General features: G+C 69.6%; 14 protein-coding genes. 10 read left to right on the top strand and 4 right to left on the bottom strand.

All coding sequences use genetic code 11. The annotated features are described in order from the left end of the window. From AC1DWP_RS16500 to AC1DWP_RS16485, 4 genes are all read left to right on the top strand, one after another. Window positions 1-1,005, top strand: a complete 1,005-nt coding sequence (locus AC1DWP_RS16500) for a carbohydrate ABC transporter permease (protein WP_477615568.1) — start codon at window positions 1-3, stop codon at window positions 1,003-1,005. Beyond that, complete coding sequence (locus tag AC1DWP_RS16495; RefSeq protein ID WP_477615567.1) at window positions 1,002-1,892, top strand: carbohydrate ABC transporter permease; 891 nt, start codon at window positions 1,002-1,004, stop codon at window positions 1,890-1,892. Before AC1DWP_RS16500 ends, AC1DWP_RS16495 begins: the two co-directional genes overlap by 4 nt. Further along, entirely contained in the window at window positions 1,889-2,698 is an 810-nt protein-coding gene (locus AC1DWP_RS16490; RefSeq protein ID WP_477615566.1) for a DeoR/GlpR family DNA-binding transcription regulator, read from the top strand. Before AC1DWP_RS16495 ends, AC1DWP_RS16490 begins: the two co-directional genes overlap by 4 nt. A 148-nt stretch (window positions 2,699-2,846) precedes the next feature. After that, on the top strand, window positions 2,847-3,470 hold the full coding sequence (locus AC1DWP_RS16485) for a histidine phosphatase family protein (RefSeq protein ID WP_477615565.1): 624 nt from the start codon (window positions 2,847-2,849) through the stop codon (window positions 3,468-3,470). 33 nt (window positions 3,471-3,503) lie between these two features. On the opposite strand, the gene nucS is transcribed toward AC1DWP_RS16485, so the two are convergent. Further along, on the bottom strand, window positions 3,504-4,199 hold the full coding sequence (gene nucS, locus AC1DWP_RS16480; RefSeq protein ID WP_477615564.1) for an endonuclease NucS: 696 nt from the start codon (window positions 4,197-4,199) through the stop codon (window positions 3,504-3,506). 79 nt (window positions 4,200-4,278) lie between these two features. Between nucS and AC1DWP_RS16475 the strand changes: the two genes are divergently transcribed. The 3 genes from AC1DWP_RS16475 to AC1DWP_RS16465 all read left to right on the top strand — a co-directional run bounded on the left by AC1DWP_RS16475 (window position 4,279) and on the right by AC1DWP_RS16465 (window position 6,906). Then, window positions 4,279-4,683 carry a hypothetical protein gene (locus tag AC1DWP_RS16475; RefSeq protein ID WP_477615563.1) on the top strand — a complete coding sequence of 135 codons (405 nt, stop codon included), beginning with the start codon at window positions 4,279-4,281 and terminating at the stop codon, window positions 4,681-4,683. Between the two features lie 84 nt (window positions 4,684-4,767). Then, the gene (locus AC1DWP_RS16470) at window positions 4,768-6,546 is read left to right on the top strand and encodes a 3-hydroxyacyl-CoA dehydrogenase family protein (protein WP_477615562.1); all 1,779 of its coding nucleotides are present in this window, start codon (window positions 4,768-4,770) and stop codon (window positions 6,544-6,546) included. A 60-nt stretch (window positions 6,547-6,606) separates the two neighbouring features. Beyond that, on the top strand, window positions 6,607-6,906 hold the full coding sequence (locus tag AC1DWP_RS16465) for a hypothetical protein (protein ID WP_477615561.1): 300 nt from the start codon (window positions 6,607-6,609) through the stop codon (window positions 6,904-6,906). 135 nt (window positions 6,907-7,041) lie between these two features. Here AC1DWP_RS16465 and AC1DWP_RS16460 read toward each other — a convergent pair whose 3' ends face one another. From AC1DWP_RS16460 to mce, 3 genes are all read right to left on the bottom strand, one after another. After that, window positions 7,042-8,436: an AI-2E family transporter gene (locus tag AC1DWP_RS16460; RefSeq protein ID WP_477615560.1), complete on the bottom strand. Its 1,395-nt coding sequence runs from the start codon at window positions 8,434-8,436 to the stop codon at window positions 7,042-7,044. 49 nt (window positions 8,437-8,485) lie between these two features. Continuing rightward, entirely contained in the window at window positions 8,486-9,826 is a 1,341-nt protein-coding gene (gene ccrA / locus AC1DWP_RS16455; RefSeq protein ID WP_477615559.1) for a crotonyl-CoA carboxylase/reductase, read from the bottom strand. A gap of 113 nt (window positions 9,827-9,939) precedes the next feature. Beyond that, complete coding sequence (gene mce / locus AC1DWP_RS16450; protein WP_477615558.1) at window positions 9,940-10,380, bottom strand: methylmalonyl-CoA epimerase; 441 nt, start codon at window positions 10,378-10,380, stop codon at window positions 9,940-9,942. A gap of 82 nt (window positions 10,381-10,462) precedes the next feature. Between mce and gatC the strand changes: the two genes are divergently transcribed. The 3 genes from gatC (at window position 10,463) to gatB (ending at window position 13,925) form a co-directional block, all read left to right on the top strand. Then, window positions 10,463-10,759: an Asp-tRNA(Asn)/Glu-tRNA(Gln) amidotransferase subunit GatC gene (gene gatC, locus AC1DWP_RS16445; RefSeq protein ID WP_477615557.1), complete on the top strand. Its 297-nt coding sequence runs from the start codon at window positions 10,463-10,465 to the stop codon at window positions 10,757-10,759. Window positions 10,760-10,866: 107 nt separating this feature from the next. Further along, window positions 10,867-12,384, top strand: a complete 1,518-nt coding sequence (gatA, locus tag AC1DWP_RS16440) for an Asp-tRNA(Asn)/Glu-tRNA(Gln) amidotransferase subunit GatA (RefSeq protein WP_477615556.1) — start codon at window positions 10,867-10,869, stop codon at window positions 12,382-12,384. Window positions 12,385-12,389: 5 nt separating this feature from the next. After that, the gene (gatB, locus tag AC1DWP_RS16435) at window positions 12,390-13,925 is read left to right on the top strand and encodes an Asp-tRNA(Asn)/Glu-tRNA(Gln) amidotransferase subunit GatB (RefSeq protein ID WP_477615555.1); all 1,536 of its coding nucleotides are present in this window, start codon (window positions 12,390-12,392) and stop codon (window positions 13,923-13,925) included. Window positions 13,926-13,957 lie beyond the last annotated feature (32 nt).

Genomic DNA, 13,957 nt, shown 5'->3' with positions numbered 1-13,957 from the left:
GTGACCCAGCCCATCGGTGCTGGAGCGGGTGTGGTCGGGCAACCGGCCGCACCCGCACCATCCGCCCCGCCCTCGCCGCCGAGCCGTCGTCGGGGAGTCCGGTCCGCACGGCACGGTCGCGGCGGACGAGTCTCCGGCTGGACCGCGCTGCTGTGGCTCGGCCCGGCGCTCGCCCTGATCTTCGGGGTGGTCGTCTGGCCCGCGGTGGAGCTCGTGCGGGCTTCGCTCTCGCGGTACTCGATCACCGGGCTGCGCAAGGGTGACGCCGGGCTGGACAACTACCGCAACGTCCTGGCCAACGAGAGCCTCGGCACGGTCCTGACCAACACCCTCGTCTGGGTCGTGGCCGTCGTGGTGCTGACCATCCTGATCAGCCTGGGTCTGGCCCAGTTCCTGACCAAGGACTTCTGGGGTCGCCGGCTGGTCCGATGGGCCGTGATCGTGCCGTGGGCGGCGTCGCTGGTCATCACCGCGCGGCTGTTCACCCTGATCTACAGCTACTACTACGGCACCATCAACGCCGTGCTGCTCGACCTGCACATCGTCGACACCCCGATCGACTTCCTCGGGAGCGACCGCCTGATCATGTCCTCGATGGTGGCTGTCGGCGTCTTCGTGTCGATCCCGTTCACCGCGTACGTCTTCGTTGCCGGCCTCAACGCGATCCCGACCGACGTCTACGAGGCGGCCCGGATCGACGGGGCGTCGCCGTGGAAGATCTGGCGACTGATCACCCTGCCCCTGCTGCGGCCGGCGATCCTCGTGGCCACGGTGCTCAACATGATCTACGTCTTCAACAGCTTCCCGATCATCTACACGCTCAACGAGTCCAACCCGGGCTTCAGCCACGACACGACGATCACGTTCATGTACAAGCTCGCCTTCAAGAGCGCGGAGAAGGACGTGGGGCAGTCGGCTGCGGCCGGCCTGTTCAACGTCTGCCTCATCCTCGTGGCGGTGCTTGTCTACCTGCGGGTCTCCCGCTGGCGCGAGGAGGAGTCGTGACCGCCACGACCACGACCAGGGGTATGCCGCGCAGCGCGGCACCCGAGCCCGCCCGTCCGAGCGGCTGGCGCGGCATCCGCCCGTGGGCGATGCCCCTCATCGGCCTCGGCGTCGCGTTCGCCTTCGTCTGGCCCTACCTCGTCATGCTGCTCGACGCGTTCCGTCCGAGCAGCGACGTGGTGCGGACACCGCCCTCGGTCCTGCCAGAGGTGTGGAAGTGGACGACGTTCTCCGAGGTCCTCGGCGACGAGCGCTTCCTCCACTGGCTCCGGACGTCGGTGATCGTGGCCGTCGCCTCCACGGCGATCGTCGTCGTGGTCGCCATCCCAGCGGCCTACTTCACCGCACGCTTCAAGTTCCGTGGGCGGATGGCCTTCCTGTTCCTGGTCCTGGTCACCCAGATGTTCTCGCCGACCTCCCTGGTGGTGGGCATCTACCGCGAGTTCTTCACGGTCAACCTGGTCAACACCTACCTCGCCCTCATCCTCACGAACGCGGCGTTCAACCTGGCCTTCGCGATCTGGATCCTGCACGGCTTCTTCGCCTCGATCCCGCGCGAGCTCGAAGAGGCGTCGGAGCTCGACGGCTGCGGGAGGCTCGGCACCCTGTGGCGGGTCATGCTTCCGCTCACGCTCCCCGGTCTGGTGACGGCCACGATCTTCACCTTCATCGCAGCGTGGAACGAGTACGTCGTGGCGCTGACCCTGATGCTCGACGACGCCAAGAAGCCGCTCACCGTCGGGATCAACTCCTACGTCACGGGCTACGAGCAGAACTGGGACCAGCTGTTCGGGGCCTCGATCATCGCGATCGTCCCTGTCGTGATCCTCTTCGCCCTCATCGAGAAGCACCTCGTGGGCGGCCTCACCTCCGGAGCGGTCAAGTGAGCGAGCCGGACGGGCGCAGCATGGACCGCGGCGCGCGCTGGAGTGCGTTGCTCGGCCTGCTCGCCGAGCACGGGCGGCTCAGCGTCGCCCAGGTGGTGGAGTCGCTGGGCGTCTCCGAGGCCACCGTGCGTCGCGACTTCGGGGACCTCGCGGCCCAGCAGCTCGTGACCCGCACCCACGGCGGCGTGGTGGCCAGCGCGGTGGCCTACGACCTGCCCGTGCGCTACAAGCAGGGGGGCGGCGACTCGGCCAAGGAGCGGATCGCCGCCTGCGCCGCCGACCTCATTCCGGAGGGTTCCGTCGTGGGCTTCAACGGCGGCACGACGACCAGCGCCACCGCGCGCAAGCTCGCGGCGAGGGCCGACCTCGCGGCGTCGTCCCGGCGTCCCTCGATCACGGTCGTGACCAACGCCCTCAACATCGCGACCGAGATGGTGCTGCGGCCGTTCATCCGCTGCGTCTCGCTCGGTGGGGTGGCGCGGCCCGAGTCCTACGAGCTCTCGGGCCCGCTGGCCTCGATGGTGCTCAGCGAGCTGTGGCTGGACACCGTGGTCCTGGGCGTCGACGGCGTGTCCGCCGTCGGGGGCGCGACGTGCGAGCACGAGGGCGAGGCCGGGATCAACTCGCTCATGGTCCAGCGCGCCGACCGCGTGGTGGTCGTGAGCACTGGGGACAAGGTGGGTCGACGCGCCTTTGCCCGGATCTGCTCCTCGGAGCGGATCCAGGTGCTCGTGACCGACGCCACTGCACCGGCTGCCGCGCTGGCCGAGTTCCGGGCGGCCGGCGTCACGGTCGAGATCGTCTGAACCGCACCCCTCACACCCGCGCCAGGCGGCATACCCACCATCGCTCGGTCGCTCGGTCGCTCGGTCGCTCGGTCGCTCGGTGCTCGGTCGCTCGGTCGCACGGTCGCACGGTCACTCGGGAGCCGCTGCGGGTTCTACCCTCGAAGCCATGAGCGACCTGCACTGCGCCGCGACCCTGCTCATCGCGCGCCACGGCGACGCCGAGTACGGCCACCCGTCGGTGCTGTCCGACGAGGGTGGCTGGCTGTCGCCGAAGGGGGTCAAGCAGACCGAGTCCCTGGCCGCCGCGGTGGCCGCCCGCAGGATCGCCCGGGTCTACACGAGCACCTTCGCCCGGGCCATCGAGTCGGGCGCGATCGCCGCGCGGACCCTCGGGGTCGAGCCGCGGGCCGTCCCCGGGCTGGAGGAGTTCTCCGTCGGGGCCCTGGCCGGTCGGCCGCACGACGACCCGGAGCTCGCCTCGGTCTTCAAGTCCTGGCTGCACGGCGACCTGCGACGGTGCATCCCCGGCGGGGAGACGGGGGAGGAGGTCGTGGCCCGGTATCGCGAGGCGCTGCAGGGGATCGCCGACCAGTTCAGGGGTGAGACCGTGCTGGTCTTCTCGCACGGCGGCGTCATGTCGTTCGTCCTGCCGCGGATCTCCGGGAACGTCCGCGACGACCTCGCCGCCGCCAAGTACCTCCCCAACTGCGGCGTGGCCGAGGTGTCGGTGGACGGGGACGGCTTCGAGGTGCTCAGCTGGCCGGGATCGACCGACCGCGCCGTCGTCTAGCTCGTCCAGTCGGTCGTGCCGCTGCGTCCCCGGCTAGAACAGGCGGTGCTCGCTGTTGTCGATGCCCTTGAGGGCGTCGTAGTCGAGCGTGACGCAGCGGATGCCACGGTCCGTGGCCAGGGTGCGCGCCTGGGGCTTGATCTCCTGGGCGGCGAAGACGCCCGTCACGGGGGAGAGGTGCGGGTCGCGGTTCATCAGCTCGAGGTAGCGGGTCAGCTGCTCGACACCGTCGATGTCGCCCCGGCGCTTGATCTCGACGGCGACCGAGCCGCCCGTGGCGTCCTTGCAGAGGATGTCGACCGGGCCGATGGCCGTCATGTACTCACGTCGCACGAGGCTGAAGCCCTCGCCCAGGGTGTGGATGTGCTCGGCCAGCAGCTTCTGGAGGTGAGCCTCGACGCCGTCCTTGATCAGCCCCGGGTCGACGCCCAGGTCGTGCGCGGAGTCGTGGAGCACCTCGTGGATGAGCACCCGTAGCCGGTCCTCCGACTTCGCGTGCTGCACCTGCCACACGGCGGTGACCCCGTCGGCGGCCTCGTGGGTCTCGGGCTCGACCTCGGCCATCGCGCACGGGGGCGACATCCAGTTCAACGGCTTGTAGGAGCCGCCGTCGCTGTGGACGAGCACGGAACCGTCCGCCTTGACGAGCAGGAGCCTCGTCGCCAGGGGGAGGTGGGCCGAGAGACGTCCGTCGTAGTCCACCGAGCACTTCGCAATGACCAACCGCACGAGGGGTCACTCTACGGCCCGCGGACCGTTGCGCGTGCCGGGGTGCTGAGCGCACACTCATGGGCAAGAGGTGAGTGGTATGCCGTCCGTCCTGGGCAACGTTGCCGGTCTCGCCCTCGTGATGGGCACCCTCGTGAGTGGGGTGCGCTGGCTCACCACGGGCCAGCCACCCAGGCTGCTCGAGCCCACCGTCACCAGGGCGCAGTCGTGGCGCGCCTCGCGGCGCCCAGCGGTGGAACCCATCCCGCCCGTCCTGCTGGCCCTGGAGCTCAGCCGTCTCGCCGCGCACATCCGCCGGGTCGAGGAGGGGGACCAGCCCCGCAAGGCCGAGCGGCTGATGTCGGCGCGACTGGCCTACGACCACGCGTTGCGTGACTACTGCAAGGCGGTGGACATCCCGGTGCCGACCGCGATCCGCGGGCTGTCCCGCGAGCAGCGCTTCCACATGGAGTCCGCACTGATCGGGGCCGGTCACGACTGGTGAGGCCTGGTGACCGAGCAGGCAGGGTGGTGACCGTCACGCTGCCCGGGGGTCCACGCGGCATACCTGCTCTGCCAGACTCGCGGCATGGCTCGTGAGTTCAGCAAGGTCGGAGTAATCGGTCTCGGCACCATGGGTGCGGGCATCGTCGAGGTGTTCGCCCGCAACGGCATCGACGTCGTGGCAGTCGAGGTCGACCAGGCGGCGGTCGAGAAGGGCCGCGGAGTGCTCGAGCACTCCACGGGCCGGGCAGTCAGCCGCGGCAAGCTGAGCGAGGAGGACCAGGCGGCGCTGCACGCGCGAGTGCACTTCACGTCGAGCCTCGACGAGCTCGCCGACTGCCAGCTCGTGGTCGAGGCGGTGCCGGAGCACCTGGAGCTCAAGAAGGAGCTCTTCGGCAAGCTCGACGCGATCGTCGGCCCCGATGCCGTCCTCGCGACCAACACGTCGTCGCTGTCGGTCACCGAGATCGCGGTGGCGACCGGCAACCCCAAGCGGGTCGTCGGCATGCACTTCTTCAACCCCGCCCCCGTCCTGCAGTTCGTCGAGGTGATCCGCACCGTCGTCACCGAGGACGAGGCGTTCGAGGACGTCAAGGCGCTCGCGATCCGGCTCGGGAAGCAGCCGGTCATCGTGGGGGACAAGGCGGGCTTCATCGCCAACGCCCTGCTGTTCGGCTACCTCAACCACGCCGTCTCGATGTTCGAGTCGCGCTATGCCAGCCGCGAGGACATCGACGCGGCGATGAAGCTGGGCTGCGGCTACCCGATGGGTCCGCTGGCGCTGATGGACCTGATCGGACTCGACACCGCCTACGAGATCCTCGACACGATGTACAAGCAGGGCCGCGACCGCCTGCATGCCCCGAGCCCGGTCATCAAGCAGATGGTCAGCGCCGGACTCAAGGGTCGCAAGAGCGGCCGTGGGTTCTACACCTACGCCGAGCCCGGCAGCAGCCAGGTCGTCGACGACGGGCTCACCCCGGCGTCGGCCGGCGAGTCCGGGGCCACCCTGCGCGAGGTGCGCACCGTCGGCGTCGTGGGTTCGGGAACCATGGCGACCGGCATCATCGAGGTCTTCGCCAAGGCCGGCTACGACGTCGTCTACGTCACCCGCAGCCAGCCCAAGGTCGACGCGGTGACAGCGGCCATCACCAAGTCGCTCGAGAAGGCCGTCCAGCGCGGCAAGCTCAGCGAGGAGGACCGCGCCGCGGCCCTGGGCCACCTGACCGGTACCACGTCCCTGGACGACCTGGCCACCGCCGACCTCGTGGTCGAGGCCGTCGTCGAGGACCTGGCGGTGAAGAAGGCTCTCTTCGAGAACCTCGACGAGATCTGCAAGCCGGGCGCGATCCTGGCCACCACGACGTCGTCGCTGCCCGTCGTCGACTGCGCGGCCGCCACCTCGCGCCCGCAGGACGTCATCGGGATGCACTTCTTCAACCCTGCCCAGATCATGAAGCTCGTCGAGGTCGTCCACACGGTCTCGACCGCGCCGGACGTCGTGGCGACCGTCCAGGACGTCTGCGCCAAGGTCGGCAAGCACGCCGTCACGTGTGGCGACCGCTCGGGGTTCATCGTCAACGCCCTGCTGTTCCCCTACCTCAACGACGCCGTCAAGATGCTCAACGCCAACTACGCCACGGCCGACGACATCGACACCGCGATGAAGACCGGCTGCGGGCTGCCCATGGGGCCGTTCGAGCTGCTCGACGTCGTCGGCAACGACGTGTCACTGGCGATCCAGCGCGAGCTCTACCTCGAGTTCCGCGAGCCCGGTTTCGCGCCGGCCCCGCTGCTCGAGCACATGGTCACGGCCGGCTACCTCGGTCGCAAGACCGGGCGCGGCTTCCGCACCTACGCCTGAGCGCCGCCGTCGCCGTCGCCGCGGCGAAGGCGCTGGTGCGGTTCTGCGAGAATCGGATCCATGCCCCGAGCCAACCGGCGTCGCCGTGACGACGCCCCGCTGAACCTCGACCGCGCGGTCGGGGGGACCGCACGTCGGGAGGGGTATGCCGGGGGCGAGTGGTTCGTTCGCCGCGTCACCGGCAGTGCTGCGAGCCGCGCCTACCTGTGTCCGGGCTGCCAGCAGAACATCCCGATGGGCACGCCGCACGTGGTGGCGTGGCCCGCCGAGGGGATGGGTGGCCTGGACGACCGTCGGCACTGGCACACGCCCTGCTGGGAGGCGCGCGACCGCCGGCACACCCGCGGCGCCACCCGCTGACCCACCCCAGACCCCGGCGTCCTCGGCCGTCGATCTGGGGCGTCAGTGGCACGGATGAACGTGACAGGCGCGGTTCCAGGTCGATCCGTGGCGCTGGTGGCGCGGATGGCCGCACCAGCACGCTGGCCAGCGAGATCAGTGACGGCGCTGCCGCGGCAGCAGGACCTCTTCGTAGAGCAGCAGCAGGCCGGCTGCCACCGGGATCGCGAGCAACGCACCGAGGACACCCAGGAGCGTGCCGCCGGCGAGGGCTGCCACCACGGTGACGGCGCCCGGAACCGACACGGTGCGCTGCATGATCCGGGGCGCGACGACGTAGTTCTCGACCTGCTGGTAGACCACGTAGTAGATGATCGCGATCACGGCCTTCTTGGGTTCGTCGAACACCGCGACCAGGCAGACGACCGAGGCCCCGATCGTGGCACCGACCATCGGGATGAGCCCGAGGAAGCCGACCGCCACCGCCAGCACCGCGGCATACGGGATGCCGACGATCAACATCATGATCCACGAGCAGATGGCATTGATGGTCGCGACGGCGACCTGGCCCGCAGCGTAGGAGCCCGTCCTGCGCATGATCTCCTCTGACAGCGAGATGACCCGGGGACGACGCGAGGCCGGGACGATCGCATAGGCCCCCTGCTTGACCCGCGGGAAGGACGCGAGGAGGAAGAGCGTCAGGACGAGCACGGTGAAGGTCTGGAAGATGCCGCCGATGACGGCGGCCCCGACGCCGAGCACGCCGCCGAAGACCTGGCTGATGAAGTTGCCGTCGGTGATCCGCTTGTTGAACTCGGCCTGGATCTTGTCGACGACGTCGTAGTGCCGGTCGAGGTCCTTGACGAAGTTGCTGCGCAGGATCTGGTCGAGGTAGTCGGGCGCCTTCTGCGCGAGGTCGCTGCCCTGGGTGATGACTGGTGGGACGACCACGAGTCCGAGCAGGGTGAAGACGGCCACGACGCCGGCGAAGACCACCGCCACGGCTCCGCCGCGGCGCATGCCGTGGCTGGTGAGGAACTCGACGAGCGGGTTCAGCGTGAGGGCGAGGAAGAAGGCGATGACGACGAGCGTGAGGACCGTGGTGAGCCGACCCATGGTCTGCCACAGCAGCAGCGCGGTGAGCACGCCGATGCCCCCGACGAAGCCCATGTAGAACGGTGACTGCCGGTTGAGCGGTCTCCCGGCCTGTCCGTAGCGGCGGCCCCGCCCCTGCTGCTGGCCACGCCCACGCTCCTGGTCGCCGCCCTCGTCGGCGTCGTCGCCCTCGTCGATGCGGTTGTCTCTCCCGTCGGCGAGTCCTTGGTCGCGGCCCCGGTCAGGGCGTCCGTCCGCGCCCGCTCCGGCCTCCCCGTCGTCGCCCGCTCCGGCCTCCCCGTCGTCGCCCGACCGGCGAGCGGGCAGGATGTCCGCGAGCAAGCCGGTCGGCGAGAAGGTCGTCTCGGACTCCGCGACCTGGTGCGGATGGTTGCTGGCGAGCAGGGCGGCGCGCTGAGCGCGGCGGAACTCACGCCACCTGTCCAGGGCTGACATGGGTCCGAGCCTATGGCACGGCAGTAGGACGCTCGGGCATCGCCGCAGGTCAGGTGTTGCGGAACCGGTCGATCTGCGGGAGCAGGGCGGCCCGCTTCTCGGCGTCCGTCACGCCGAGCCCAGCCTCGGGGGAGAGGGTGAGCACGCCGACCTTGCCCTGGTGGGCGTTCCGGTGCACGTCGAGCGCAGCCTGCCCGACCTCGTCCATGGTGTAGGTCTTGGAGAGGGTGGGGTGGATGAGGCCACGGTTGATGAGCTCGTTGGCCTCCCACGCCTCGCGGTAGTTGGCGAAGTGGCTCGAGATGATCCGCTTGAGGTTCATCCACAGGTAGCGGTTGTCGTACTCGTGCATGTAGCCCGACGTCGAGGCACAGGTGACGATGGTGCCGCCCTTGCGCGCGACGTAGACGCTGGCCCCGAAGGTCTCGCGCCCGGGGTGCTCGAAGACGATGTCCACGTCGTGACCGCCAGTGAGCTCACGGATCTTCTTGCCGAGCCGCTGCCACTCACGCGGGTCCTGCGCGGTGTTGTCGTCGTTCCAGAACTTGTAGCCCTCGGCGCTGCGGTCGATGATCAGCTCGGCGCCCATGTCGCGGCAGATCTGGGCCTTCTCCGGCGAGGAGACGACGCAGATCGGGGTGGCGCCACCGGACAGCGCCATCTGGGTGGCGTAGGACCCCAGACCACCTGAGGCGCCCCAGATCAGGACTCGGTCGCCGAGCTTCATGGCGGCGCCGTTCTTGGAGATCAGCTGGCGGTATGCCGTGGAGTTCACCAGGCCGGGAGAGGCCGCCTCCTCCCACGTCAGGTGGGCCGGCTTGGGCATCAGCTGGTTGGACTTGACGATGGCGAGCTCGGCGAGGCCACCGAAGTTGGTCTCGAAGCCCCAGATCCGCTGCTGCGGGTCGAGCATGGTGTCGTTGTGGCCCTCGGCATCCTCGAGCTCGACCGACAGGCAGTGCGCGACAACCTCCTGACCCGGCGTCCACTTGGTGACTCCGGGCCCGGTCCGCAGGACGACGCCGGCGAGGTCGGAGCCGACCACGTGGTAGGGCAGGTCGTGCCGCTTGGCGAACTCGGAGGTGCGGCCGTAGCGCTCGAGGAACCCGAAGGTCGACACCGGCTCGAAGATGGAGGTCCACACGGTGTTGTAGTTGATGGCGCTGGCCATGACGGCGACGAGCGCCTCACCGGGCGCGAGCTCGGGCACCGGGACGTCGTCGAGGTGCAGCGACTTGCGCGGATCCTTCTCCTTGGTGGCCAGGCCCTCGAAGATGCCCACCTCGTCCTTGTGCACCGTCACGGCGCGGTAGGTCTCGGGAATGGCCAACCCGGCATACGTCTCCCGGGTGCGGTCCCCGGAGAGGATGGCGTCGCGGATTTCCTGCATGGGTCTGTCTCCTCGGCGTCGTCGGCACGGCTGCAGGCGAAACTACTGCGGAGTAAGGCAATCGGGATGCTGGTGAGACTCCGGTCACGCGGTGACCTACCTCACGCCAGCCGTCAGTGGGTCTCGTGGGCAGGCTGGACGAGCTCGACCAGGATGCCGCCAGCGTCCTTGGGGTGGATGAAGTTCACCCTCGAGTTGGACGTGCCGCGCCGCGGCTCGTCGTAGAGCAGCCGCAGACCGCGGTCGCGCAGCACCTGGCTGACCGCCTCGACGTCCTCCACGCGGTAGGCGACCTGCTGGACGCCCGGCCCGGAGCGGTCGAGGAACTTCGCGATCGTCGACTCCGGTGACAGGGGCGCCAGCAGCTGGATGTGCGACCCGCTGCCGCCGACCGCCATCATCGCCTCGCGGACGCCCTGCTCCTCGTTGACCTCCTGGTGCGCCAGCGTCATCCCGTAGGTGTCGCGGTAGAAGGTGATCGCCTCGTCGAGGTCGCGCACCGCGACCCCCACGTGGTCGATCGCGGTGAAGAGCTCGGTGGGCAGTTCAGTCATGGTCGCCAGCCTAGGCCGAGCCGGGTATGCCGCGACATGAGCGATGCGTCACGCTCCAGACCGCGCCCCTAGACTGGCGACCATGTCCGCACTGTCCCGGGACGACGTCGCGCACCTCGCCGGCCTCGCCCGCATCGACCTGTCCGATGCCGAGCTCGACCGGATGGTCGGAGAGCTCGGCGTCATCCTCGAGTCCGTCGCCAAGGTGCAGGAAGTCGCCGCGGACGACATCGAGCCGATGTCCCACCCGCTGCCGCTCACCAACGTCACCCGCCCGGACGAGGTCCGTCCGTCGCTCGGGGCGCAGGCGGCCCTGTCCGGGGCGCCGGAGCAGGAGCTGCAGCGCTTCTCGGTGCCGCGCATCCTCGACGAGGACTGACGGGCCACGCCAGACCGAGCCCCGCCGCGCCCACTGCGGCCCACTGCGGCCCACGCCGCCGACCCCATGTCCGCGTCCCACCAGCGACAGACCGAGGACCACCACCCGTGAACTCCGACATCACCCGTTCCAGCGCCGCCGAGCTCGCGCATGCGCTGAGCTCCCGCGAGCTCAGCTCCGTCGAGGTAGTGCAGGCCCACCTCGACCGCATCGCGGCCGTCGACGCCGACGTGCACGCCTACCTCCACGTGGACGGCGAGGGTGCCCTCGCGGCGGCCCGTACCGTGGACGAGCGGCGCGCATCGGGGGAGGAGCTCCACGTCCTCGCCGGCGTGCCGATCGCCGTCAAGGACGTGATGGTGACCCAGGGACTGCCGACGACCTGCGGGTCCAGGATCCTCGAGGGGTGGATCCCGCCCTATGACGCCACCGTCGTGGCCCGGCTCAAGTCGGTCGGCATGCCGATCCTCGGCAAGACCAACATGGACGAGTTCGCGATGGGCTCGTCCACCGAGCACTCCGCCTACGGCCCGACCCACAACCCGTGGGACCTCACCCGCATCCCCGGCGGGTCGGGAGGTGGCTCCTCAGCCGTCGTCGCGGCATACGAGGCGCCGTTGGCGATCGGCACGGACACCGGTGGCTCGATCCGCCAGCCGGCCTCGGTCACGGGCACCGTCGGGGTCAAGCCGACCTACGGCGGGGTGTCCCGCTACGGCCTCGTGGCGCTCGCCTCCAGCCTCGACCAGGCGGGCCCGTGCACGCGCACCGTCCTCGACGCTGCGCTGCTGCACTCGGTCATCGGCGGGTACGACCCGATGGACTCCACCTCGATCAACGCCCCGGTGCCCTCGGTCGTCGAGGCCGCACGCCGCGCGGACGTCAGGGGGCTCAGGGTCGGGGTGATCAAGGAGCTCGGTGGCGAGGGCTACCAGGCTGGCGTGCGCGCCCGCTTCGACGAGTCCGTCGCCCTGCTCCAGGAGGCCGGTGCCGAGGTCGTCGAGGTGTCGTGCCCGAGCTTCGACTACGCGCTCGCTGCCTACTACCTGATCCTGCCCAGTGAGGCGTCCTCCAACCTGGCCAAGTTCGACGCGATGCGGTACGGCCTGCGGGTGCTGCCCGAGGGCCTCGACGACCCCAGCGCCGAGCAGGTCATGGCGGCCACCCGTGACGCCGGCTTCGGCGACGAGGTCAAGCGCCGCATCATCCTCGGCACGTACGCGCTCTCGAGCGGTTACTACGACGCCTACTACGGCCAGGCCCAGAAGGTCCGCCGGCTGATCGCGAACGACTTCGAGGCCGCCTTCGGTCAGGTCGACGTGCTGGTCAGCCCGACGGCACCCACCACCGCGTTCAAGCTGGGCGACAAGCTCGACGACCCGATGTCGATGTACCTCCAGGACGTCGCCACCATCCCCGCCAACCTCGCCGGGGTGCCCGGGATGTCACTGCCGAGCGGCCTGGCCGACGAGGACGGCCTGCCCACCGGCATCCAGATCCTGGCGCCGGCAACGAAGGACGAGCGGCTCTACAACGTGGGCGCGGCCCTCGAGAAGATGCTCGTCGACAGGTGGGGCGGCTCACTGCTGGCCAAGGCCCCCCAGCTGACCGCGAAGGGAGCGTGACCACGATGAACACCGCTACGGCCACCGCCGAGGAGATCGTCGACTACGACGAGGCGCTCGAGCGCTACGACCCCGTGATGGGTCTCGAGGTGCACGTCGAGCTCAACACCGCGACCAAGATGTTCTGTGGGTGTGCCACCGAGTTCGGCGCCGAACCCAACACCCAGGTCTGCCCGGTCTGCCTGGGGCTGCCGGGTGCGCTGCCCGTCGTCAACGAGAAGGCGGTGGAGTCGGCCATCCGGATCGGCCTCGCGCTCAACTGCGAGATCGCGCAGTGGTGCCGGTTCGCCCGGAAGAACTACTTCTACCCGGACATGCCGAAGAACTTCCAGACCAGCCAGTACGACGAGCCGATCGCCTTCGAGGGCCACCTCGACGTCGAGCTGTCCGACGGCACGGTCTACCGCGTCGCGATCGAGCGCGCGCACATGGAGGAGGACACCGGGAAGTCGCTGCACATCGGTGGCGCCACGGGACGCATCCACGGCGCAGACCACTCGCTGGTCGACTACAACCGGGCCGGCATACCCCTCATCGAGATCGTCACCAAGCCGCTGACCGGTGCCGGTGAGAGGGCGCCCGAGGTGGCCAAGGCGTACGTCGGTGCGCTGCGCGAGCTGCTGCGCGCCCTGGGGGTCTCCGACGTCAAGATGGAGCAGGGGTCGCTGCGCTGTGACGCCAACGTCTCGTTGCGCCCCAAGGCCACCGGGGACCAGAGCCAGGACGACGTGCCGCTCGGCACCCGCACCGAGACCAAGAACGTCAACTCCCTGCGCAGCGTCGAGCGCGCGGTGCGGTACGAGATCACCAGGCACGCGGCGATCCTCGACAAGGGCGACAAGATCATCCAGGAGACACGACACTGGCACGAGGACACCGGGGTCACGACGAGTGGCCGCGAGAAGTCCGACGCTGAGGACTACCGGTACTTCCCGGAGCCTGACCTCGTGCCCGTCGCACCGACGCGCGAGACGGTGGAGGAGCTCCGCGGCACCCTGCCCGAGGCCCCTGGCCTTCGCCGCAAGCGGCTCCAGGCCGAGTGGGGCTACAGCGACCTCGAGATGCGTGACGTCATGAACGCCGGGGCGGTCGCGCTGATCGAGGAGACGGTGGCTGCGGGCGCGACCCCGGCCGGCGCACGCAAGTGGTGGACCGGTGAGCTGGCCCGTCGCGCCAACGTCGACGGCACCTCCGTGGAGGACTTCGGCGTCACGCCTGCCCACATCGCCGAGCTCGACGGTCTGGTCCGTGGGGGCCGCCTCAACGACTCGATGGCCCGCCAGGTCCTCGACGGCGTCATCGACGGTGAGGGCACGCCCACCGAGGTCGCCGACGCCAGAGGGCTCGAGCTGGTGCAGGACGACGACGCCCTCGAGGCGGCTGTCGACAAGGTCATCGAGGCCAACGCCGACGTGGCCCAGAAGGTGCGCGACGGCAAGGTCCAGGCCGCCGGTGCCCTCATCGGTCAGGTGATGAAGGAGATGCGGGGCCAGGCCGACGCAGGCAAGGCCCGCGAGCTGATCCTGGCCAAGCTCACCTGAGTTCGTCGCCCCTGTTGGAAGGGGGACTTCCG

Source organism: Pedococcus sp. P2_F6 (assembly GCF_056403675.1).
This window is presented reverse-complemented; position numbering and strand designations above follow the sequence as displayed.